Below are 19727 nucleotides of genomic sequence, written 5' to 3' on the forward strand. Positions count from 1 at the left end.
ACAAAAAGAGCGTCCTGCTTCGGCAAGACGCTCTTTTCATTTGTCGTTCACTTCACTTATTGCTGCCCTTGGCCGCTGTCACCTTGCTTGGTGTCGTCGTTGCGGATGCTGCGCTTGGGGCGCTGAGGCTGATTCGTCACTTTGCCGAAGCGGTAGTTGAAGGCCAGGCGGAGGCTACGCTGGTAGATGTAGTAGTTGCTGCTCTGCCGGAACTGCTCGGTGTCGAGGCGGCTCTTGAAGTTGCGTGTGGCACTCAAGAAGTTGTCGGCGTTCAGCGTGACGTCGGCCTTTTCCTTGAGCAGTTTCTTCCGCAAGCCCAGTGAGTAATACGTCCAGGCCGCTTGCTTGCCTTGCAGCTGAACGCGCGGCGAGTTCAGGCCCCCGTAGAATTGGATGCTTAAGCCTTTCTCGAATCGGTAGCTGGAATTCAGGTTTATGTTGTACATCACCCCATCATTGGAGTAGGACGATGTGTTGACGTACCCATCCCCAAACGTAAGGGCTGGGCTTTCCAGCCGCACGTAATACACGTTCAGGTTGCCGCCCACGTCCCATTTCGTTGTGGGTTTCACCGAGCCAAACACACTTACCCCGTAGGTGTTGTTGCGGCCAATGTTGCGGAACGTTTGGTTGTTCACCCCGTTCGCGTCGATAAAGCGCACAGTCTCAATGGCATTTCCCGTGCGACGCGTATACGCCGAGAAGTTCAGCGTCGAGCTCTTGATGAACGTTGTATAGCTCATTTCGTAGCTATCCGTCAGCTCGGGCTCCAGGTCGGGGTAGCCATAGCTCACGTTGAGCGTATCAGAGGCGTTGACGAAGGGGTTCAGGAAGTAAATCTGCGGACGCTGAATCCGGCGTGAGTAGGCTAAGCGCACCGTTTGGCCCGGCTTCTTGGGGTTTTGTGGCTGGTAGCTCACGCTCAGGTTCGGCAGCACGTTGGTGTACTTCTGCGATACACCAGAGTTTTCGCTTTGCCGCTGCTCAAATGAGCCTTTAATGCGCGTGGTTTCCACCCGCGCTCCTAGCTTGAAGTTGAACTTCTTGGTCATCGAAAACCCGTAGGTACCATAGCCCGACACCACGTCCTGGTTGTAGTCGAACAGGTTGGAACGCGCCGGCTTGAAGTTCAGGTCCAGGCCGTCGTACACGTCGTAGTCGCTACTTACGCGGCGCATAATAGCTTTAACGCCGGTTTCGAGCAGCGCAGTTTCCGAGAAAGGATGCGCGTAGTCGGTCTGCAACGTGGTTTCGAGGTTGCGCGCCAAGTTGTCGCTCTGTTCCTGGTAGGTGATGGGCGCAATCTGTTCGCGACCCTCGAATTGTGTCAGGTCGTAGTCCTGCACGTTGCGGTTGCGGGTATGCTGGGCCAGCACACTCCACTCGCGCCGTTTGTCTTCGAAGGTGCGGGTATAAGAACCGTTTATGTCGTAGCTCTGGGAGCTATACTTGCTGTCGGTGTCCCGCGTGAACTGATTGGCAGCTAGTGCCGGCAGAAGTAAGTTGTTGAACTGCTGGTTGTCGTTGGAATTGCCAAACCGGCTGCCTTGAAAGTTCAGAGTGAGGTTGTGGTGCTCGGCAGGGTCGTAGTCGAGGCCGATGCGGCCGAAACCGCCGCCGCCTAGCCCCTTGCCTTTGCCTTCCTGCTCCAGCGACTGTTCTTCGGAGCCGTCGGGGTTTTTCAGGTAGCGCGAAAGGTTGTTGCGGCTCGGGCTGTAGAAAGCAAAGCCACTCAAGGAGCTATTGATGCCGACTTTGCCCTTGCGGTAGTTCAAGGAGGCGTTGGCATTGGAGCTGCGCGTGCCCGCGGCCAGCCCGACGCTCCCGTTGGCCCCTTGCATGCTGTTTTTCTTGAGGATGATGTTGATAATGCCACCCGTACCCTCGGCATCGTATTTAGCCGAAGGCGTCGTAATTACCTCAACGCTCTTAATCTGGTCTGCCGGAATTTGCTTAAGCGCATCGGCCACAGAGCTGGCTACCACGCTCGACGGCTTGTTGTTGATGAGCACGCGCACATTGGCCGTACCCCGCAATTCCACCTTGCCTTCGGGGTCTACGTTCAGCAGCGGTACTTTGCGCAACACGTCTGCGGCCGTGCCTCCCGAGTTAGTGATGTCCTTTTCGGCGTTGTATACGATACGGTCTGGCTTGGTCTCAATTACGTCCCGCTCGCCCGTCACGGTCACCTCCCCCAGCTTCTGGGTTGTAGCCGTCAGCGTGATGTTGCCCAGGTCGGTGGTGCCGTCCGAAACGGTCACGTTTTCGACCCGGTTGCCGTAGCCCAGAAAGCTGATTTGCACGCGGTACGACCCAGCCGCAAGCCCTTTCATCACAAAGCGGCCCCGCTCGTCGCAAGCGGTACCGTCGATGGGTGTTTCTCCAGTAGCAGGCAGCAAGGCCACAGTGGCAAACTGAACGGGTTTTTTGGTGGCTGCGTCCAGCACCGTACCTGTTACGCGGCCCGCGCCCTTGGGTGTCTCGGGTAGGGCCAGGCGAGGAGCGGGCGTAGCAGCAGGCGCTCCGGCTGGCCGGGCACCAGCCGGCGGCGTACTAGCTGGCGGAGTGGTTTGCCCTAGTGCTGTGCCGGCGCCAGTAAGTAAGCTGGCTAGACCTAAGGAGGTTAATAATAGTTTGTTCATCTAAAGGAAAATAGAGCTGAGAAAGGTCTAGTGAAAGCACATAGTGGCCTAGCGGCCGATAAGTAATCGGTAGACAATGGAGAGCATTACACCCGCAATTGAAATTCACTGAAGTAGTAGCTTCTAAGAGCTTAAAGAAGGATGCACCGTCAGCACATAACCGCATCCTTGGAGCGAAAGCCGTAGCCGTTCAGGCTATCAGTTCGGGGTGGTAAGTATTGGTGGCTTATAGAAGAAACTAGCAATAGCTTAGCTACTTACAATAATGTAAACGAGGCAGCACAAGGTAGTGTATGAACGAATGGGTATGTGTTAATATTTGATGACGAATAAGGACACTGCCATTATTTTAATGTTGCAGCCTCATCGGTAAAACGCGCTAAAAATTATGACGTCATGTTTTCTGAAGTATTGTTTCAATCGAGGGTTTGGCAGCCACCCCTTTTAGTTAAAGTACATGAGGGCCATCAAGCTGCTTGTCCTTTACTGTTAGGTAGCATCTGTGTTACGTGATTTTTCGCCCTTCCACACGCAGGTTAGGAAGGGCAAACCGTTTGCCTTCACCTGGGCAGATTGTTTTAGAAAAAGTAGCTTTCTGCTGTGCAAATGAGGAAAACAACGATATACTTACGAGTTAGATAGGGCTAAAAAAGTACCAGCCACCCTGGTGAGGAGTGGCTGGACAATGTTGCAATGGTGTGCAGAACAAGTGCTATTATTTATAAATCAAGTGCCAAATTAACGATTTTATTTAACTGACAACTTTTTTGCTATTTCAGCTGTGTGGCGGCCCTGGAAACGGGCACCTTCTAGCTCATTAGCACTCGGGTTCCGCTCGCCTTGGCCACCTGCTACGGTGCTAGCGCCATACGGCGTGCCGCCCGTAACTTCTTCGTGGCCCATCTGGCCCTGCCAGGCGTAAGGCAACCCCACAATCACGAATCCATGGTGCAATAGCTCGGTATGAAACGCCCGCAGAGTGGTTTCTTGGCCGCCGTGCTGCGTGGCGGTGCTCACAAAGGCGCTGCCTACTTTGCCTACCAACGCGCCGCGGGCCCACAAGCCGCCGGTGCTGTCCATGAAGGCTTGCATTTGGCCGCACAAGTTGCCGTAGCGGGTTGGCGTGCCGAAAATAATGGCATCGTACTCGGCTAGCTCCTCGGGAGTGGCTACCGGCACGTGCTCGAATGCCTTTTGGGCTCCTGTTGCGCCCGTTTTGTCGAGAATTTCCCGCGACAGTGTTTCGGGTACGCGCTTTATCACCACTTCATTGCCTTCCACCTCGCGGGCGCCTTCTGCTATGGCTTCCGCCAACTTGTAGATGTGACCATAGGTGGAGTAAAAAACGATTAAGGTTTTCATGCTAGTTGTTTGTTGAGGTGAAAAAGAGCTTGTAAGAAGTAGGCGACTAGGATTTGCAGTTAAGGTAAACAGAAAACCAACGACGCAATATATGTATGTACATTGTAATTCCAGATACGATTGTTAGCAGTAATTGTTTTTCTTTCGATTCCTTAGATAATAAGCGCTTTATAAAATATTTCAGCCACGCTGCACAGCGCATGCAACCGTTGAAGGCACCTGCAGGCTCTTCTGGTTGTAGCTGCGCTTCGGTAAGGCCAGCTCCAGGTATTTTGTTTAGCTTAGTTAGCGGCCTATGCAATTTATATACGTCCAGTACGCACGGCTCCAGCAAGGGGCGTGGTCTGCGAGGGCACACGGCTCCGACCCCGCAGGTCGGGCAAGCCGGTGAGTGCGCTTTCGTCTTTGGCTCTGCGACCCGCCACCGGGTTGCGGGGGTTATTTGCCGGTGCGCCGGCGTCGTCGACTGAGGCTTTCACTTCGCCCGCTCCCCCTGTGCGCCAACTCACGCCGCCTTCCCAGCTAAGCGAGGCCGAACTAATCGATGGGTGCCTGGCCGGCAGCCGTCTCATGCAGAAACACCTCTACGAACGGTTTGCCGGCCGGATGATGGCGGTGTGCCTGCGCTACGCCCAAACCACCTTCGAGGCCGAAGACGTGTTGCAGGAAGGATTTGTCACGGTGTTTCGCAACCTGAGCAGCTTCCGCCGTGAGTGCCCGCTCGAGTTCTGGATTCGCCGCATCATGGTAAATGCCGCCCTTCGACAGCACCGCCGCAATGCACCCTTAATTGCAGTGAGCGAGGGTGAATACCCTGAAGAGCTTGCCGGTGAGGAATTTACCTTAGCCAATTATGGTTTCGAGGAACTCTTGACGATGGTGCAGGAGCTAGCCCCCCGTTACCGCATGGTGTTCAACCTGTTTGCTATCGAAGGGTACGGCCACAAAGAAATAGGGGAGATGCTTGGCATTTCCGAAGGCACCAGCAAATCACAATATTCCCGGGCTCGGGCAATTTTGAAGTCGAAAATCGAGCGTCTCGACGCACAATCCAACCATGGCCACTTCCGCACCTAATACTACCCCCGATCCCCGGCCCACCGGCGACCTGGAGCATCTGTTTCGACAGAAGTTCTCCGAGGCCGAGGTGACGCCGCGTGCCGGTCTCTGGGAGCAACTCGACCACGAGCTGCTTGTCGAACAAAACAACAACTACCGGCGGCGGCTTCGCGTGCACCGCTGGGTGGCTGCGGCCTGCCTGCTGTTCTTCCTGAGCATGGGCGGCTGGGCGCTGCTGCATCAGTGGCAAGCCCCAACTTCTGGTTTAGCAACTGGCCGCGCTGGTAGCGGCATCAACGCAACTTCCAGCAACGGCAACCAGTCCGCCCTGGCTTCAACCAATACCGACCCAAACACGGGTTCTGCGTCAGCTGATCCAACTGCCACCGAAAGCGCATCGCTGCTTGGCGACGCAACTGCCGCCAGCTCGACCAATGAGTTGCTGGCCGCCGAAAACGGAAACGCTGCAACTGCACTTGCGCCGGGTCTTGCTGCCAATAGATATGGTAGTTCAGCTTCTTACAACCCAAACGGAGCCTCACAGGCTACGGGCGTAGGCAGCTCTATCACCGCTACTGCAATGAACACCACAAACCCTGGTTTTGGCGGTAGCCGCTCGTCAGCGAGTGGTGCCAGTCTGATGGCTGCGCAGTTCGGTAATAGCTATTCGGGTACCGAGAACAGCATGACCATGTCGGGCTGGAACGGCATAACACCGCGTTTCGCCGGGTTGCGGGGTGGTTGGCTAGGTTCGCGCCCCGATACGCTAAAGCCGTCGTTGCTGGCTGCACCACAGCCCGCCCTTGGGATGCTGGCCGCCGCGCAAGACGAAACGACACCCTCGCCTACAAAGAAGTGGCGGCGGCTGCGTTTTGGTGGTGGGTACGGGGCATCGGCTTATAACCCCAACGTCGACTTCTCGCAGTCCAATGGGCAAGCGTTTGCTTCTTCGGCCGATATGGTGAGCACGGCGCTGCGCAATTATTATCAGGAGGATGCCGAAGCTGAATATCGCCGCAACCTGCGTGCCGGCGTGAGTCAGCGCGTGGCCTTCAAGGCGGCTTATAGTGTCAGTAAGCGCTTAACCGTTAGCTCGGGGGTAGAGGCTGGCCAGCAAACGGCTACTTCCGCCACTAGCTACGATTTTCTGGATGGGCGTCTAGTGAGTCCGCCGGTGGCCAACTCCCTTAGCAACACCGCTTTTTACAGCGCCCGGAATTCAGCAGCTCCTATCTATATGCGCAAAACCTCTTACCGCTACCGCACGGTGGCAGTGCCTGTGGAAGTGCGCTATGGCTCGCAGCGCACGGGCACCTCGCTTTATGCAAAAGTTGGGGCTGCTGTGGGTTTGCTGCTAAGCACAAAGTCGGAACTAGAAAATTACTCTGCCGGTAATCGCGCTCCTAGCACATTTGCGCCAGCCGGCTCGCCAAGTACCACGCAACGGTATTCACTGTCTTCCAGCGATTCACCCTACCGCAAAGTGCAGGCTTCGGTGCGGGGCGGGGCAGGGGTTCGCTACCAACCAGCCAACGCAACCTGGAACTTGGTGCTCGGTACGACCACCGAAATGGGCCTTACTTCGCTTAACACCGACCCCGGCCAGCGGGGACTTAGCCAACGCCGCCCATATAGTGTGGGCATGGAAGCCAGCGTGGAGTTTAACAGCCACAAGCCTACACCGGCCGCACCGTAATTGGCAAGAGGGTACCCTTCCTGATTTAGTTAAACCAATGAACCGATTTTTTACCTGTCTACTGGCCTTGCTGCTCTTGCTAGGAACGATGGGTGGGTGCAGCACCTCCGATGCGGAAGCAAGCTTGAGTCCCGTTTGCCCTGACAAGTTTTCTGAAACCCTCATAACCCAACTCAGCCAAGAACCGAAACGCACCCCAGTAGCCGAAATAACTCAGTACACGTATCTTGGCCAAACGGTATACTTGGTAACGGGCGGGGGCGCTCCAACGGCAAACGGCGGCAGTACTACTCTCAACTACCTGTTCGACACGTGTGGGAATGTGCTGTGTGCTGCCAGCGGGGGCGCTAATAACCAGGGTGATGGCCGCTGCCCCGACTTTAAAGCCAACGCCACCAACCCCGTTCTCGTTTGGCGCGACTCGCGCTAAGCACTAATCCAGAGAATGTAGTCTATGTTCAAGCCAAACTCTTACTACCGATGAAAACACTTCTGTTTCTTTTAGCTATTTGGGGATTGTTGGGGTTGGTGCAATGCAGCAAAAAAGACTCAGACCAAGTAGCCGCTCTCGACCAAACCATTAAGCTGCAAAACAAGCAGAGCACCACTGTGAAAGCAGTGGGCACCGACGTGCAACTCACGATAACCAAGATTTCTGACTCGCGCTGCCCTTCCGATGTGACCTGCGTATGGGGCGGCCAAGCCAACGTAAACGTAGAACTGCGCGACAAAGCCGGCACGCTGCAAGCAACTGACCTTTGCCTCGGGGCTTGCCAGAATGATTCGGCTACCGTAACGCTCGACGCTGTTCCGTATTGGCTGACCCTCACCGCCGTCGACCCGTACCCCGTTTCTTCGGCGCCTTCGCCAACCCAGACGGCCGCTTTACGCCTGACCCGCCAATAGCCACAGCCTCTTTCCACTTCACCACACTCCCAACCCTTAAAAACCTGCCCGCTGTTCGGACAGGTTTTTTTGTTTGCCAGGAAACCTCCACTTTGCTAATACAGTTATCAAAGGCTGACTTTTCGGTGAACTTCCGGTCAGTGTAGCTAACCTCTTCTGCATGGACTATCAACTTACCTCGGAATTCAAACCCACTGGCGACCAGCCGCAAGCCATTGCCCAACTAGTAGAGGGTGTTAACAACGGCGAACCGGCCCAGGTGCTGCTCGGGGCTACGGGTACCGGCAAAACCTTTACCATGGCCAACGTAATTGCCCAGACGGGCAAGCCGGCTTTGGTACTGTGCCACAACAAAACCTTGGCCGCCCAGCTCTACGGCGAGTTCAAGCAGTTCTTCCCCAACAACGCCGTCGAGTACTACATCAGCTACTACGACTACTACCAGCCCGAAGCCTACATTGCCAGCACCGACGTGTTTATCGAGAAAGACCTGGCCATCAACCAGGAAATCGAGAAGCTGCGGCTGCATACCACGTCCACACTGCTCAGCGGCCGGCGCGACGTCATTGTCATTGCGTCGGTGTCGTGCATCTATGGTATCGGCAATCCCGAGGAGTTCAGCAAAAACGTGATTTACCTGGCCCCGGGCTTGCGGTATTCGCGCAACAACCTGCTCTACCAGTTTGTGCAGATCCTGTATTCGCGCACCGAAATGGAGTTTACCCGTGGCTCGTTCCGGGTGAAAGGCGACACCGTAGACATCTTCCCGGCCTACGCCGACTACGCGTACCGTATCTTCTTCTACGGCGACGAAATTGAAGCCATTCACCGCATTGACCCGAACAGCGGCAAGAAGCTGGCCGACGAGAAGTCGGTGACGCTGTACCCGGCCAACCTCTTCGTAACGGGCAAGGACACGCTGAATCAGGCCATTAAGGAAATTCAGTTCGATATGGTGCAGCAGCACGCCTACTTCGAGAAGGAGGGGCGCGACGCCGAAGCCAAGCGCATCATGGAGCGCACGGAATTCGACCTGGAAATGATACGGGAACTAGGCTACTGCTCGGGTATCGAGAACTACTCGCGCTACTTCGACGGACGGAACCCCGGTTCGCGCCCCTTCTGTCTGCTCGATTATTTCCCGCAAGATTACCTGCTGGTAGTCGATGAAAGCCACGCCACCATGCCCCAAATCCGGGCCATGTGGGGCGGCGACCGGAGCCGCAAAACAGCCCTGATTGAGTACGGTTTCCGCTTGCCGTCGGCTCTCGACAACCGCCCGCTCACCTTCAACGAGTTCGAGAGCATGTACCATCAGGCCGTGTTCGTATCAGCTACCCCTGCTGACTACGAGTTGACTCAGGCCAACGGTGTGGTAGTCGAGCAGATCATCCGCCCGACGGGCCTGCTAGACCCCGAAATCGACATTCGGCCTTCGGTGAACCAGATTGATGACTTGCTGGACGAAGTAGACAACCGGGTAAAGCAAGGCGACCGGGTGCTGGTGACTACGCTCACCAAGCGTATGGCCGAGGAACTGCAAAAGTACATGGAGCGCCTAGGCATCAAATCCAGCTACGTGCACTCCGACGTGAAGACGCTGGATCGGGTAGAGATTCTGCGACAACTGCGCCTCGGTGAAATCGACGTGCTTATCGGCGTAAACTTACTACGCGAAGGTCTCGACTTACCGGAAGTCAGCTTAGTAGCCATTCTGGATGCCGATAAAGAAGGCTTCCTGCGCGACCAGCGCAGCCTGATTCAGACTATGGGCCGCGCCGCCCGTAACGACCGGGGCAAAGTCATTATGTACGCCGACCGCATGACCGGTTCCATGCAGCGCGCCATCGACGAAACCAACCGCCGCCGTGCTACCCAGCTGGCCTACAACCAAGAGCACGGCATCACGCCGCGCACCGTGCGCAAGTCGCGCGAGGCCATCATGGAGCAAACCTCGCTTTCGGACTACCGCATTGCCGAGCCGCAGGCGTACGTGGGCCCCGAAACGGACACTGCGCTGGCCATAGCCGCTGAACCAGTGGTGTCGATGATGACCAAGGTGGATTTGGAAAAACTCATCAAGCAAACCGAGAAGCAGATGGAAGCCGCTGCCAAAGACCTCGACTTCCTTACGGCTGCAAAGCTCCGCGACGAGCTGGCGGCACTCAAGCAGGTGCTCAAGACCAAGCGCGAGTAAGCAGATAGCAGGTTTAGATAGGATGCTTGTTTTGCGTGTCGGCTTATTGACTACCTTGAGCTGATGCGCAACACATTACTCTTAGGGCTTGTGCTTTGTGAGTTGCTCCTATTTACAGGTTGCAGTTCACAACCAGTTCTTACTTATGCCATCCGGTTAGAGATTCCGGGTTGTGTTGATTGTAAGGCGTATTTGAAGGCTGATGCTGGTACGTATAAAGCCATTAACAGTGCTCAAAGCTCTAATGGGCGGTTTTTATTGACTGGTCAGGTTGATAGCGCTGGAATTTATACTGTGTACTGTCTGAATAGGCCCCAAAAGCTTGTTTACAACGTCAAGGTGTACTTGCCAGCCGATTCGGTGAAGATTACAGCGACTCCTAATCTTCGGCTCGTTTCTAAATTTCGCCGGTTGTATCAGGGTGTCAATACCGGGTCACACCTACGAATGGCTCAAGTTATTTCCACTGCTCCCCTGCAACAGGACTTGGAAACCTATCTAGTCCTTCGAGACAGTTTGTGGAATCAATACTTCCTTGGCAAGGACTTGGTGGTGGCCAAGATGACGCAAACCTTTGATTCGGGCAATCAAGCATTAATAGCCCAATGGGCGGATTCGGTGAAGCGTTATGACAGTGGTTTCAAGGCTTATCTGACGCGTTCTGCTGATTTATTTGTGCAGCAGCACCCCTCGTCAATAGTAGCTTTATATGCCATGGATAAAGAAGTGGATATGGCTAGCGCCAGCCGCTTCAAACGCTACTACTATGCCATGCCAGACTCGTTGCAGCGGAGCGTGTATGGAAAAATGTTGCGTCAGCAGTTGGATAGTTACCTGAAATAAAAGCTGTCGACTTCAACACCGCTACAAATACAAGTCAACCATGTGGCGCCATGCCGACGGGTTGTGGGCTTCGCCTTCCCAGATGTAGAGCTGATTGGAAATGCCTTTCTGTTGAAGCTGTTCGCTCAAAAACAGATTGTCTTGCAGAAAAGCATCCTCCGTCCCGATGGCCAGCGTGATTTCCAGGCGCCGAAGCTGAGAGAGGTAAAACTCGTCGGCGAGGTTGGGGATGAACCGGTTGGGCGTGTTCAGGTACACGTTTTCGTCGATGTAGCCCTGAAACAGGTCTTGAAACGTGGCCATACCCTGCGTCAGGTCGTAGCGGCCGCTCATGCCTACCACCTTGCCAAACAAGTTGGGGTGCCGAAACGAAAGATTGACGGCATGGTAAGCGCCCATACTACAGCCGGCGGCTATCAAGAAAGAACTTGGGTTGTTGGCCTCACTCATGGGCAGTACCTCTTCCAGAACGTACTGCTGATACTGCAAGTGCCGACGGATTCGGTCGACGGGAGGGCTGTTGAAATTGTATAAGCTTTCGGCGTCAATGCTGTCTAGGCAATAGAGTTGCAGAAAACCACGCTCGATTTTGGGTTTCAACGCGTCGACCACCCCCCAATTCTCGTAGTCGTAGAAACGCGCTTTGCGGGTGGGAAACAGCAGCACCCGCGCGCCCGTTTCTCCGAAAACCAGCAATTCCATGCGCCTGCCCAGCGCTGCACTATCCCATTCGTGGTACTTGCGGTGCATCAGCTGAGCAAACTTTTCGTTGATACGATACCAAATAAGCCTGTGCCCGCCTGGCAACCACTACTGTTTAGCTAACAGCATTCGGTCTAGTTGGGCGCTGATTTCCTGCTGCCACACGGCATAACCTTCCGGCGACAAGTGCAGGCCATCAGCTTCGTAATGGATGGGTTTGGGGTTGTCCCGCTCGTCGAGCATGGGATAGTATAGGTCGAGGTAGTAAAGGGGCGGGCCTTGATGGGCTACTAGCCGGCTAATGCAGGCATTAGCATACTCAATGCTGCCCCGTAAGTGTAACCGCGCAAGGCTGAGTTTGATTGAAACAAAGCAAACCGGAATGTCGCCCAAACTGGTTTTGACGCAATGTGTAAGCTGCTCATAGAAAAGCACTACCTCCTCAGGGGTGCGGCCGTCGCCAAGGTCGTTGTCGCCAGCGTACAGCACCAGCATGTCGGGCTTGTGGCGGGGCACCACTCGCTTGAAAAACCAGGCGCAAGCTGCCAGCGTGGAGCCGCCGAATCCTAAGTTAACGGCTTGTACCTGCGGGAAAGAACGTTCTAGCTCCTGCCAGCGCGTGAAGGATGAACTGCCATAGAAGACCACCTTTGGCAGTTCCGACTGCACCACGGGCCTCGATTCCAACTGTCTTATTTCTTCCTGATACCACTGCATTGATTACCTATAGAAAGTGCTACGCGCAGGAGCTTGTTGTGCGTAATGCCCGTGTGCGTAGCTAAATGTAAGGTTCAGCAAGTGGCCAGCCAACCTTCGCTTTGTCAATGAAAGTGTACACAGCAAGGCAAAGGTCGGGAAAAGGAGCAGGGTAGTCTTTACGCGAATGTTATAAATAGAGACGCTCTGTTGCCGCTACTTTAAGAAGGCCGATAGTCTAGCGCCAAGATTCGGTCTTTGTAAGCAGTGGGCAGCAGGCCCGCTTTTGCCCACTTGCTGAGGGCCAAGTGCTGAGTATGACGATAGAGAGGCAACAGCAGCGGCAGCCACGTGCGGGTACCAAGCTTGAGCATCTTCCGGACGCGCTGGGGCACCACGAGGCGCTGCGCTTGCAACAGTAACTCGTAGCGCAAGCCGCCCAAGTGTCGCCGATACTGCTGGTATAAGTCGGCGGTATAGCGGCTGTGCTCCAGGTTCTGGGCCAAGTGCTGCTGGCGGATCGGGAGCCACTCTTGGTAGGTGGCCGGTAGCTCTGGCACTCCCATCCGGGCGCCTACCTGCCGAAATACGGTGTACACCTCCGCCTTTTCGGTGCTGGTTAGCGGGCGTTCCAGCACTTCAAACGACCGAATCGAGTAGTCGACGAGCAAGAATAGCACGTCGCGGTAGGCCCAATCGGGAATAGCCATACCGCGTTTGGCTTCCACGGCCCCGTGAATAGCCGCAATAGTATCAATAGCGCGCTCGGCGCCGGCGCGCTCAGCAAATACAATCTGTCGGGCATAGTCGACAGTGGAAAACAGCCGGGCCAATGGGTCGGCTGGCAGCTTGCCCGTGAAGTATAGCCAGTCGACGGCCTTGTTTAAGGCAAACTCAGCCGCTGCTCCGGCAAAAATAAATAGCACAGTATCAGCCTTGCCCCAGATTTCGCGCACTACCGACCCTTGCGCCACAAAGTATTCCATAGAAGTAGAGTTGAGAAGTAGACCTTAAATAGAAGCAGAGCCTACGCGCAGTAAATACAAAGCAGAAGACCGCAAAAGTTGCCTTCACTCCGATCGTAGACCACCTGAGTGTTTTGAGGAAGACCATATAATTGCAAATTTATTCAGAGTACTTTGTATTGCAAAGTAAATATGTGTATTTCGTTCTTTTACTTGTTTTCAGTTCCAGATGGTAAGCGCAAAGCCTAGTGAGAGGCTGCCCAAACTCTTCTGTAACAAGCATGACGGCCAGGCGATATGCCAAAACTGCTTCAGCATCAGCTAGGGCTCGTGCTACGCCTTCTCCCGATTCTCTATGGCCATTCCACTTCAAACCAACCCTCAACCACGCCATCAAGCAGAGCGCATGCGCAGTAAGAAAGTCTATGCGGTGTTAATAGTCTTGACTATTCTGCTAGGCTTGGCTTCTCGCAAATACGGTTTTGCTTTGCCCACACTAGTGGCCGCTTATGCCGGTGATACACTGTGGGCCTTATTGGTTTTCTGGCTGCTCGGCTTCTGCTGCCCAGACTGGACTAGCAGGCGTGTTGCAGGCTGGGCGCTACTGTTTGCCTTCCTTATTGAAACCAGCCAACTCTACCACGCACCCTGGCTCGACGCACTCCGCAACACTACACCAGGCAGCTTGGTGCTCGGGCATGGCTTCCTATGGAGCGACCTTCTTTGCTATAGTGTGGGTGTGGCATGTGGGTATGGCTTCGAGCGTGTTGTCTTGCGCAAGCAGCAGTAACTAGCATGGCTTTTCAGCGGCGGAAGTCCCGCCCCTCTAAATTGCCTATCATGAGTTGGCTTCTCTGCCTTTGGGTTAGCAAGAAATTCCACTCTGCTTACTGCCTATGAACATCCTGATTGCGCCAGACTCTTTCAAAGATTCGTTGGCTGCGCCGCTAGTTTGTGAACATCTGCGGCGTGGTTTGCAGGAAACCTTTCCGGCAGCGCATTGCCAGTTGCTGCCGCTAGCCGACGGCGGCGAAGGTACCCTCGAAACGTTGGCCGCCGTGCTCGGCGGGGAGTTCATAGAATGCACTGTGCACGACCCGTTGTTTCGCCTTGTGCAAGCCCACTACTTGTGGCTACCAGTTACGGCCACCGCCGTAGTAGAAATGGCCCAGGCTTCGGGTTTGGAAAAGCTTACGGCCGCGGAGCGTGATGCCAGCCAAACCACTACGCTTGGCACCGGCGAGCTGGTAGCCGATGCGCTAACCCGCGGGGCCCGCCACCTAGTGCTGACGGTAGGCGGCAGTGCCACCAATGATGCGGGCGTAGGGTTGGCCACGGCGCTAGGCTATATATTCTATGACGAAAACAACGAGCCTGTACCACCCATTGGGGCAAACCTAGCGCGCATCCGTCGCATCGACTCCCGTGAAGTTCACCCGCGCCTAGCTGAGGTGTCGTGCCGCGTCGTGACCGATGTGACCAACCCCTTCCACGGCCCAATGGGGGCAGCACACGTATTTGCCGCTCAGAAAGGAGCAGACACAGCCACTATTGCCCACCTCGATGCGGGGATGCGTCATTTTGCTGCCCTGCTGCACAGCACTTTCAACGTGGATTTGCAGCAACTCCCTGGCAGTGGGGCCGGTGGCGGTATGGGTGGCGGGGCCGCCTGCTTTTTACGTGCCGAAATCAGCTCCGCCGCCGATTGGATTCTGGACGTCACCCGGGTGGCCGACCTGCTACAAGCCAGCGACCTGCTCATTACCGGAGAAGGCCGCATCGATGCTCAAACCTGGCAAGGCAAGCTGTTGGCGCGGCTGCTCGCGTTAGCCACCCACTACCAAGTGCCAGTCATGCTGGTATGCGGCACCCTACACAACGCGGACGCCGTGCTAGCCGACCCCAACGTACTCTACGCCACCTCCATCCTGCCAGAGCCCTTGCCACTAGCCGACGCCCTGGCGCGTACGCCGGAGCTGCTGGAAACCCAAGGCAAGCTACTAGGGCGTCTGCTAAGCCGGAATTGGAAGTTCTGCGGCCATGAGTAAGCTGAAAAGCTAGGCCTTTAGTGCAACCAACAACTGCTCACGGCATGGGGCTAGATTACAAGGCGTGGTCGGTTTTCACGTTCTGTCCCGACCAGATTTGCTTGGCAGTCCAGTCCTGCGCGGGGCTGGTCCAGAAGGCGTCGGTAGGAGGGAGGCCCAGCGGGAGAAAGGCGGTGGAACACAGATAGAGGCTACCGGTGGAAATGTACGTTTCGCCAATACCGGGCTGATGCCCGCACAGGCCTATCTGTAGCCAGCCTTGCGCATCGAAAGTACCCTTCGGCTCCATGGTGCGTCGGATAACGGCCGTTAGGGCGCTGCGCACCTGGCCGGCTGGTAATTCCGGCGGGAGTTGCTGTTGCAGCGCCATCTGGGCCAGGTGCTGAAACGCGCCGCACCGATAGGCCAACGACCGGCCAAACGCCGCAAACGACCCATCGGGCGCAACGAGACGCTCCTGCACAACGGCATAGCGCCGGGCGCGGGCGCGCAAGGTATCGAGCAGCTCTTGGCGCTCCTTGCCGGCTTGCACCAGCGTGGCTACCACGTCGAGCAGCATGGGCTGAATGACGTAGCTGTTGTAGTAGTCCCAATGATAATCGGGCCCATCGCCGTAGGTACCGTCGCCCTTGTACCAAAGTTGGTGCTGCTTGATGGCGTAGTCCATGCGCATTAGGTCGCCGGAGCCCGTGAATTTCAGTAGTGCCGCCTCAATGATGGCGCTAAACAGCAGCCAATTGCTATACACCGGCTTGATGACGCGGCTACTCTGTAGCGCCTGCACCAGCTGTGTTTGGGTAGCAGCCGGCAATTGATTCCAAAGCTGCGTGGGCGCCCGCAGTAAGGCATGCGCCAGAAAAGCAGCGTCCACCACGGGTTGGCCGCCCTGATTGAAATTCAGAAAATCCGGTGATGTAGGGTCTACCCCGTGGCTGATAGCTTGACGAGCCAGCTCCGCATAGCGTTTTTGGCGTGTTAGCTCGTCGCCGGTGGCGCCCGAAAGTTCTAGCCAGGGGGCTAAGCCCGCGAGCGTGCGGCCCAGTGCCTCCAGGTGCGACACGCTGTGGCGGCCTTCCTGCTGACCGGGAGCGGCTTCTATGGGCATGGCAGCTTTCAATTGCGCTTTCGCGGCGGCTCCCAGCACCGGGTCAACCACCCGAAGCAGGGTGTTCAGCCAATAGGTCCGGTCCGAGACTTTGGCCGAGGCTGTAGTGGCCGCCAGATCGGGCGTAGCCCAAGTTGGCGAGGGCAAGGCCAGCGCGGAAAGGCCAGTAACGGCCTGCGTTACAAAGGAGCGTCTTTTCATAAGGATTAGCACCGTAGTGGGCTACTTGAGTTCAATAACTTCCGAGCCCGCCAGCAAGTAAGTGCCATTCGTGAGAGACTGTAAGAAGCGGGAGTTATCAGGCATAGCGGAAAGGAGAAGAGCGGATGGGCAAGCAACACCGTAGCCGCAATAGTAGCCGGAAGCCAACAGAAATTGGGGGATATATTCAGGGAATAAGGGGTAGTTTTTAATCAGATGCCTATTTTAACTATCCTGATTACGTAATCCGTAGTGGCTATTGCTTGCGCTGTTCGGCCACATGTCCTGTGCACATCTACCCTGGGCGTCTGCTTTGCAGGTCCTCTTCCTATGAAACAGCTTTTTCTATTCCTGCTTGGATTTAGCCTAAGCATGACGGCATCAGTGGTCAACGCCCAAACGGCAACTTCGCCTTCTAAGGCAAAGAATACCGCGTTTAAGCCCGGCGAGCTGTGGTACGACACCGACGGCAACCTCATCAACGCCCACGGTGGGGGCGTGCTGCTGGTGGGCAATACGTACTATTGGTACGGCGAAAAACGGGCGCAGCACCAGGAAGAGGGCGTGAATGTGTATTCCTCGAAAGACCTCTACAACTGGAAATACGAAGGCGTGGCCCTCACGCCCGCCACCGATGCGCAGAGCGACATTGCCGCTGGCTGCCTGATGGAACGCCCCAAGGTGATTTACAACAAGAAGACCGGCAAGTACGTGATGTGGTTTCACCTGGAACTGAAAGGCCAAGGTTGCAAAGCCGCCCGCGCCGGCGTGGCCGTAGCCGACAAGCCCACCGGCCCGTTTCGGTACGTGAGCAGCTTCCGGCCCAACGGCCATATGTCGCGCGACATGGGCTTGTTCGTCGACGATGATGGCGCTGCCTATCACATCTACTCCAGCCGCGAAAACTACGACCTGCGCCTGGCCCGGCTATCTGCCGACTTCCTCACGCCCACCCCGCAGGATACGTTGTTGTTTGCCAAGCACCGCGAGGCCCCCGCAGTGTTCAAGCAAGGCGGGAAGTACTACCTCATTACCAGTGGCTGCACCGGCTGGGCGCCCAACGAGGCCTCGCTGCACGTGGCCGATAACTTGTTTGGGCCCTGGCAGTTGCTCGGCGACCCCATGACCGGCCCGAACGCCAAGCTCACCTATGGCGGACAATCTACCTATGTATTGCCAGTCCCGGGTAAGAAAGATGCGTATATCTTCATGGCCGACCGGTGGAATCCGAAAGACTTGAAAGACAGCCGCTACCTATGGCTGCCCGTGCAGTTCAAGGCCGGCCAGCCCACCATCGACTGGATGGCGCAGTGGGACCTGGGGCACTTCAGCAAACAATTGTAGAGCATGACACATAAGTACCTGATAGGCGCGTTGCTGCTAAGCAGCTTGGCCCTGAATCCGGCAGCGCAGGCCCAAACCAAGGCCAAAGTTAGAGCCAGCACGGCCAAGCACACCTTCACTTTGGGAGACGAAAACTTTCTGCTTGATGGCAAGCCATTCCAGATGATTTCGGGCGAGCTGCACTATCCGCGCATTCCGCGCGAGGCGTGGCGGCACCGCATGAAAATGGCCAAGGCCATGGGGTTGAACACCATCGGCACGTACGTGTTCTGGAACTTGCACGAGCCCGAGCCCGGCAAGTATAATTTCACGGGCAACAACGACATTGCCGCCTTCGTGAAGATTGCGCAGGAGGAAGGCATGTGGGTGGTGCTACGGCCCAGCCCCTACGTGTGCGCTGAGTGGGAATTTGGCGGCTACCCCTACTGGCTACAAAAAGACAAAAGCTTGGTGGTCCGCAGCAAAGACCCGAAGTACATTGCCGCTTACGGCCGTTATCTGAAGGAAGTAGCCAAGCAATTGGCGCCGCTGCAAGTCAACCACGGTGGGCCGGTGCTGATGGTGCAAGTGGAAAACGAGTACGGCTTCTACGCCAGCGACAAAGACTACTTGGCCTTGAACCGGAAGATGTTCAAGGAGGCCGGTTTCGATGGGCTGCTCTATACCTGCGACCCTGGCGAGAAAGTGAAAGAAGGCCACTTGCCGGGGCTGCTGCCCGCCGTGAACGGCTGGGACGATCCGCGTAAGGTCAAGCAGCTGGTGCGGACCTACCACGGCGGCAAAGGTCCGTTCTACATTGCCGAATGGTACCCAGCCTGGTTTGACTGGTGGGGCACTCCGCATCACACGGTGCCCGCTTCGAAGTACACGCCCCGCCTCGATTCGGTGCTGGCGGCAGGTATCTCCATCAACATGTACATGTTTCATGGCGGCACCACCCGCGGCTTCATGAACGGCGCCAACTACAAAGGCGAAAACACCAAGTTCGAGCCCCAGATCAGCAGCTACGACTACGACGCGCCGCTCGACGAGGCTGGCAACGCCACCCCCAAGTTCATGGCTTTCCGTCGCGTAATCGAGAAGCACCTGCCGAAGGGCGCCAAGCTGCCCCCGGTACCGCCCGCCAAGCCCACCATACGCATTCCGGCCATCAATATGAGTTCGGCTACCAGCCTACTGGCCGATCTGCCCAAACCCATTGTGAATGCAAAGCCGCAGAGTTTCGAGGCGCTTAACCAAGATTATGGCTTTGTGCTTTACCGCACCGAGGTAGCCGGTGGGCGCAAGGGAACACTCAGCATCAAAGACCTGCGCGACTATGGCGTGGTGATGGTGAACGGCCAGCGCGTAGCTACCCTCAACCGTCGCCTCGGGCAAGACCAAGTGGAGCTAACGCTGCCCAAAGGCACGGTCACACTCGATATTCTGGTGGAAAACCTAGGCCGCCTCAACTTCGGGCCTTTCCTTAACCAAAACCGCAAAGGCATCACCGAACGAGTGTCTTTTGCCGGCACCGAACTCACCAACTGGCAGCACTTCCGCCTGCCCTTCGCCAGCGTTACGGCAACTTCTAGAGTTGCTGGCAAGATTGCGCCCAACGACAACAGCCCAGTATTGCGGCGTGGCAGCTTCACCATCACCAAACCTGCCGACACCTACTTCGACATGAGCCAGTGGGGCAAAGGCTGCGTGTGGCTGAATGGTCACAACCTCGGCCGCTATTGGGAAATAGGTCCGCAGCAAACCGTGTACGTGCCCGCCGAATGGCTTAAGAAAGGAACCAACGAAGTGGTAGTGCTGGAACTGCTAAAACCCCAGCAAGACAAACTCGCCGGCCTGGACAAGCCCATTCTAGATGTGGTGAAAACCGATGGCGAAGCCCGCAAGAATTAAATACCCCACCCCCGGCCCCTCCCCTCCGGGAGAGGGGTGCGTTCTAACGGAACTAATAGCTTACTGTC

Annotated in this window: 16 protein-coding genes; 10 read left to right on the forward strand and 6 right to left on the reverse strand. The window is 56.1% G+C overall.

What is annotated here, in order from left to right:
• Window positions 1–56: 56 nt before the first annotated feature.
• Both P1X16_RS16725 and wrbA read right to left on the reverse strand, forming a co-directional pair.
• Window positions 57–2642 (reverse strand): TonB-dependent receptor, encoded by a 2586-nt coding sequence (locus P1X16_RS16725; RefSeq protein ID WP_277231267.1) that lies wholly within the window; start codon window positions 2640–2642, stop codon window positions 57–59.
• 747 nt (window positions 2643–3389) lie between these two features.
• On the reverse strand, window positions 3390–4004 hold the full coding sequence (wrbA, locus tag P1X16_RS16730; RefSeq protein WP_277231269.1) for an NAD(P)H:quinone oxidoreductase: 615 nt from the start codon (window positions 4002–4004) through the stop codon (window positions 3390–3392).
• A gap of 387 nt (window positions 4005–4391) precedes the next feature.
• Between wrbA and P1X16_RS16735 the strand changes: the two genes are divergently transcribed.
• The 6 genes from P1X16_RS16735 (at window position 4392) to P1X16_RS16760 (ending at window position 10705) form a co-directional block, all read left to right on the forward strand.
• A complete protein-coding gene (locus P1X16_RS16735) occupies window positions 4392–5081 on the forward strand; it encodes a sigma-70 family RNA polymerase sigma factor (RefSeq protein WP_277231270.1) in 690 nt (229 codons plus the stop codon).
• Window positions 5062–6759: a hypothetical protein gene (locus P1X16_RS16740; protein ID WP_277231272.1), complete on the forward strand. Its 1698-nt coding sequence runs from the start codon at window positions 5062–5064 to the stop codon at window positions 6757–6759. The genes P1X16_RS16735 and P1X16_RS16740 overlap by 20 nt, the downstream gene beginning before the upstream one ends.
• Before the next feature lie 37 nt (window positions 6760–6796).
• A complete protein-coding gene (locus tag P1X16_RS16745; protein ID WP_277231273.1) occupies window positions 6797–7189 on the forward strand; it encodes a hypothetical protein in 393 nt (130 codons plus the stop codon).
• A 50-nt stretch (window positions 7190–7239) separates the two neighbouring features.
• Window positions 7240–7665 carry a hypothetical protein gene (locus tag P1X16_RS16750; RefSeq protein ID WP_277231275.1) on the forward strand — a complete coding sequence of 142 codons (426 nt, stop codon included), beginning with the start codon at window positions 7240–7242 and terminating at the stop codon, window positions 7663–7665.
• A gap of 160 nt (window positions 7666–7825) precedes the next feature.
• Complete coding sequence (uvrB, locus tag P1X16_RS16755) at window positions 7826–9862, forward strand: excinuclease ABC subunit UvrB (RefSeq protein WP_277231277.1); 2037 nt, start codon at window positions 7826–7828, stop codon at window positions 9860–9862.
• A gap of 63 nt (window positions 9863–9925) precedes the next feature.
• Window positions 9926–10705, forward strand: coding sequence for a DUF4369 domain-containing protein (locus P1X16_RS16760; protein WP_277231279.1), 780 nt, complete (start codon window positions 9926–9928; stop codon window positions 10703–10705).
• Window positions 10706–10726: 21 nt separating this feature from the next.
• On the opposite strand, the gene P1X16_RS16765 is transcribed toward P1X16_RS16760, so the two are convergent.
• The 3 genes from P1X16_RS16765 to P1X16_RS16775 form a co-directional block, all read right to left on the reverse strand.
• Window positions 10727–11455 (reverse strand): alpha/beta hydrolase-fold protein, encoded by a 729-nt coding sequence (locus tag P1X16_RS16765; RefSeq protein ID WP_277231281.1) that lies wholly within the window; start codon window positions 11453–11455, stop codon window positions 10727–10729.
• A gap of 60 nt (window positions 11456–11515) precedes the next feature.
• Window positions 11516–12124, reverse strand: coding sequence for a GDSL-type esterase/lipase family protein (locus P1X16_RS16770; RefSeq protein WP_277231283.1), 609 nt, complete (start codon window positions 12122–12124; stop codon window positions 11516–11518).
• A gap of 200 nt (window positions 12125–12324) precedes the next feature.
• The gene (locus P1X16_RS16775; RefSeq protein ID WP_277231285.1) at window positions 12325–13089 is read right to left on the reverse strand and encodes an oxygenase MpaB family protein; all 765 of its coding nucleotides are present in this window, start codon (window positions 13087–13089) and stop codon (window positions 12325–12327) included.
• Between the two features lie 334 nt (window positions 13090–13423).
• Here P1X16_RS16775 and P1X16_RS16780 point away from each other — a divergent pair, with 334 nt between their 5' ends.
• Together P1X16_RS16780 and P1X16_RS16785 are read left to right on the forward strand one after the other, a co-directional pair.
• The gene (locus tag P1X16_RS16780; RefSeq protein WP_277231287.1) at window positions 13424–13858 is read left to right on the forward strand and encodes a DUF2809 domain-containing protein; all 435 of its coding nucleotides are present in this window, start codon (window positions 13424–13426) and stop codon (window positions 13856–13858) included.
• A gap of 106 nt (window positions 13859–13964) precedes the next feature.
• Window positions 13965–15116: a glycerate kinase gene (locus P1X16_RS16785; RefSeq protein WP_277231289.1), complete on the forward strand. Its 1152-nt coding sequence runs from the start codon at window positions 13965–13967 to the stop codon at window positions 15114–15116.
• A gap of 55 nt (window positions 15117–15171) precedes the next feature.
• Here the strand turns inward: P1X16_RS16785 and P1X16_RS16790 are convergent, their stop codons facing one another.
• A complete protein-coding gene (locus P1X16_RS16790) occupies window positions 15172–16422 on the reverse strand; it encodes a DUF2264 domain-containing protein (RefSeq protein WP_277231291.1) in 1251 nt (416 codons plus the stop codon).
• A gap of 330 nt (window positions 16423–16752) precedes the next feature.
• Between P1X16_RS16790 and P1X16_RS16795 the strand changes: the two genes are divergently transcribed.
• Both P1X16_RS16795 and P1X16_RS16800 read left to right on the forward strand, forming a co-directional pair.
• Window positions 16753–17766: a glycoside hydrolase family 43 protein gene (locus P1X16_RS16795; RefSeq protein ID WP_277231292.1), complete on the forward strand. Its 1014-nt coding sequence runs from the start codon at window positions 16753–16755 to the stop codon at window positions 17764–17766.
• 3 nt (window positions 17767–17769) lie between these two features.
• On the forward strand, window positions 17770–19659 hold the full coding sequence (locus tag P1X16_RS16800; RefSeq protein WP_277231294.1) for a beta-galactosidase family protein: 1890 nt from the start codon (window positions 17770–17772) through the stop codon (window positions 19657–19659).
• The last annotated feature ends 68 nt before the right edge of the window (window positions 19660–19727 follow it).

The organism is Hymenobacter sp. YC55 (genome assembly GCF_029433095.1).
Taxonomy (GTDB): domain Bacteria; phylum Bacteroidota; class Bacteroidia; order Cytophagales; family Hymenobacteraceae; genus Hymenobacter.

What these genes read in the sequence shown, in the direction of transcription:
- P1X16_RS16725 (WP_277231267.1), bottom strand. Translation starts at nt 2,642, where the DNA reads ATGAACAAACTATTATTAACCTCCTTAGGTCTAGCCAGCTTACTTACT.
- wrbA (WP_277231269.1), bottom strand. Translation starts at nt 4,004, where the DNA reads ATGAAAACCTTAATCGTTTTTTACTCCACCTATGGTCACATCTACAAG.
- P1X16_RS16740 (WP_277231272.1), top strand. Translation starts at nt 5,062, where the DNA reads ATGGCCACTTCCGCACCTAATACTACCCCCGATCCCCGGCCCACCGGC.
- P1X16_RS16745 (WP_277231273.1), top strand. Translation starts at nt 6,797, where the DNA reads ATGAACCGATTTTTTACCTGTCTACTGGCCTTGCTGCTCTTGCTAGGA.
- P1X16_RS16750 (WP_277231275.1), top strand. Translation starts at nt 7,240, where the DNA reads ATGAAAACACTTCTGTTTCTTTTAGCTATTTGGGGATTGTTGGGGTTG.
- uvrB (WP_277231277.1), top strand. Translation starts at nt 7,826, where the DNA reads ATGGACTATCAACTTACCTCGGAATTCAAACCCACTGGCGACCAGCCG.
- P1X16_RS16760 (WP_277231279.1), top strand. Translation starts at nt 9,926, where the DNA reads ATGCGCAACACATTACTCTTAGGGCTTGTGCTTTGTGAGTTGCTCCTA.
- P1X16_RS16765 (WP_277231281.1), bottom strand. Translation starts at nt 11,455, where the DNA reads ATGCACCGCAAGTACCACGAATGGGATAGTGCAGCGCTGGGCAGGCGC.
- P1X16_RS16770 (WP_277231283.1), bottom strand. Translation starts at nt 12,124, where the DNA reads ATGCAGTGGTATCAGGAAGAAATAAGACAGTTGGAATCGAGGCCCGTG.
- P1X16_RS16775 (WP_277231285.1), bottom strand. Translation starts at nt 13,089, where the DNA reads ATGGAATACTTTGTGGCGCAAGGGTCGGTAGTGCGCGAAATCTGGGGC.
- P1X16_RS16780 (WP_277231287.1), top strand. Translation starts at nt 13,424, where the DNA reads ATGGCCATTCCACTTCAAACCAACCCTCAACCACGCCATCAAGCAGAG.
- P1X16_RS16785 (WP_277231289.1), top strand. Translation starts at nt 13,965, where the DNA reads ATGAACATCCTGATTGCGCCAGACTCTTTCAAAGATTCGTTGGCTGCG.
- P1X16_RS16790 (WP_277231291.1), bottom strand. Translation starts at nt 16,422, where the DNA reads ATGAAAAGACGCTCCTTTGTAACGCAGGCCGTTACTGGCCTTTCCGCG.
- P1X16_RS16795 (WP_277231292.1), top strand. Translation starts at nt 16,753, where the DNA reads ATGAAACAGCTTTTTCTATTCCTGCTTGGATTTAGCCTAAGCATGACG.
- P1X16_RS16800 (WP_277231294.1), top strand. Translation starts at nt 17,770, where the DNA reads ATGACACATAAGTACCTGATAGGCGCGTTGCTGCTAAGCAGCTTGGCC.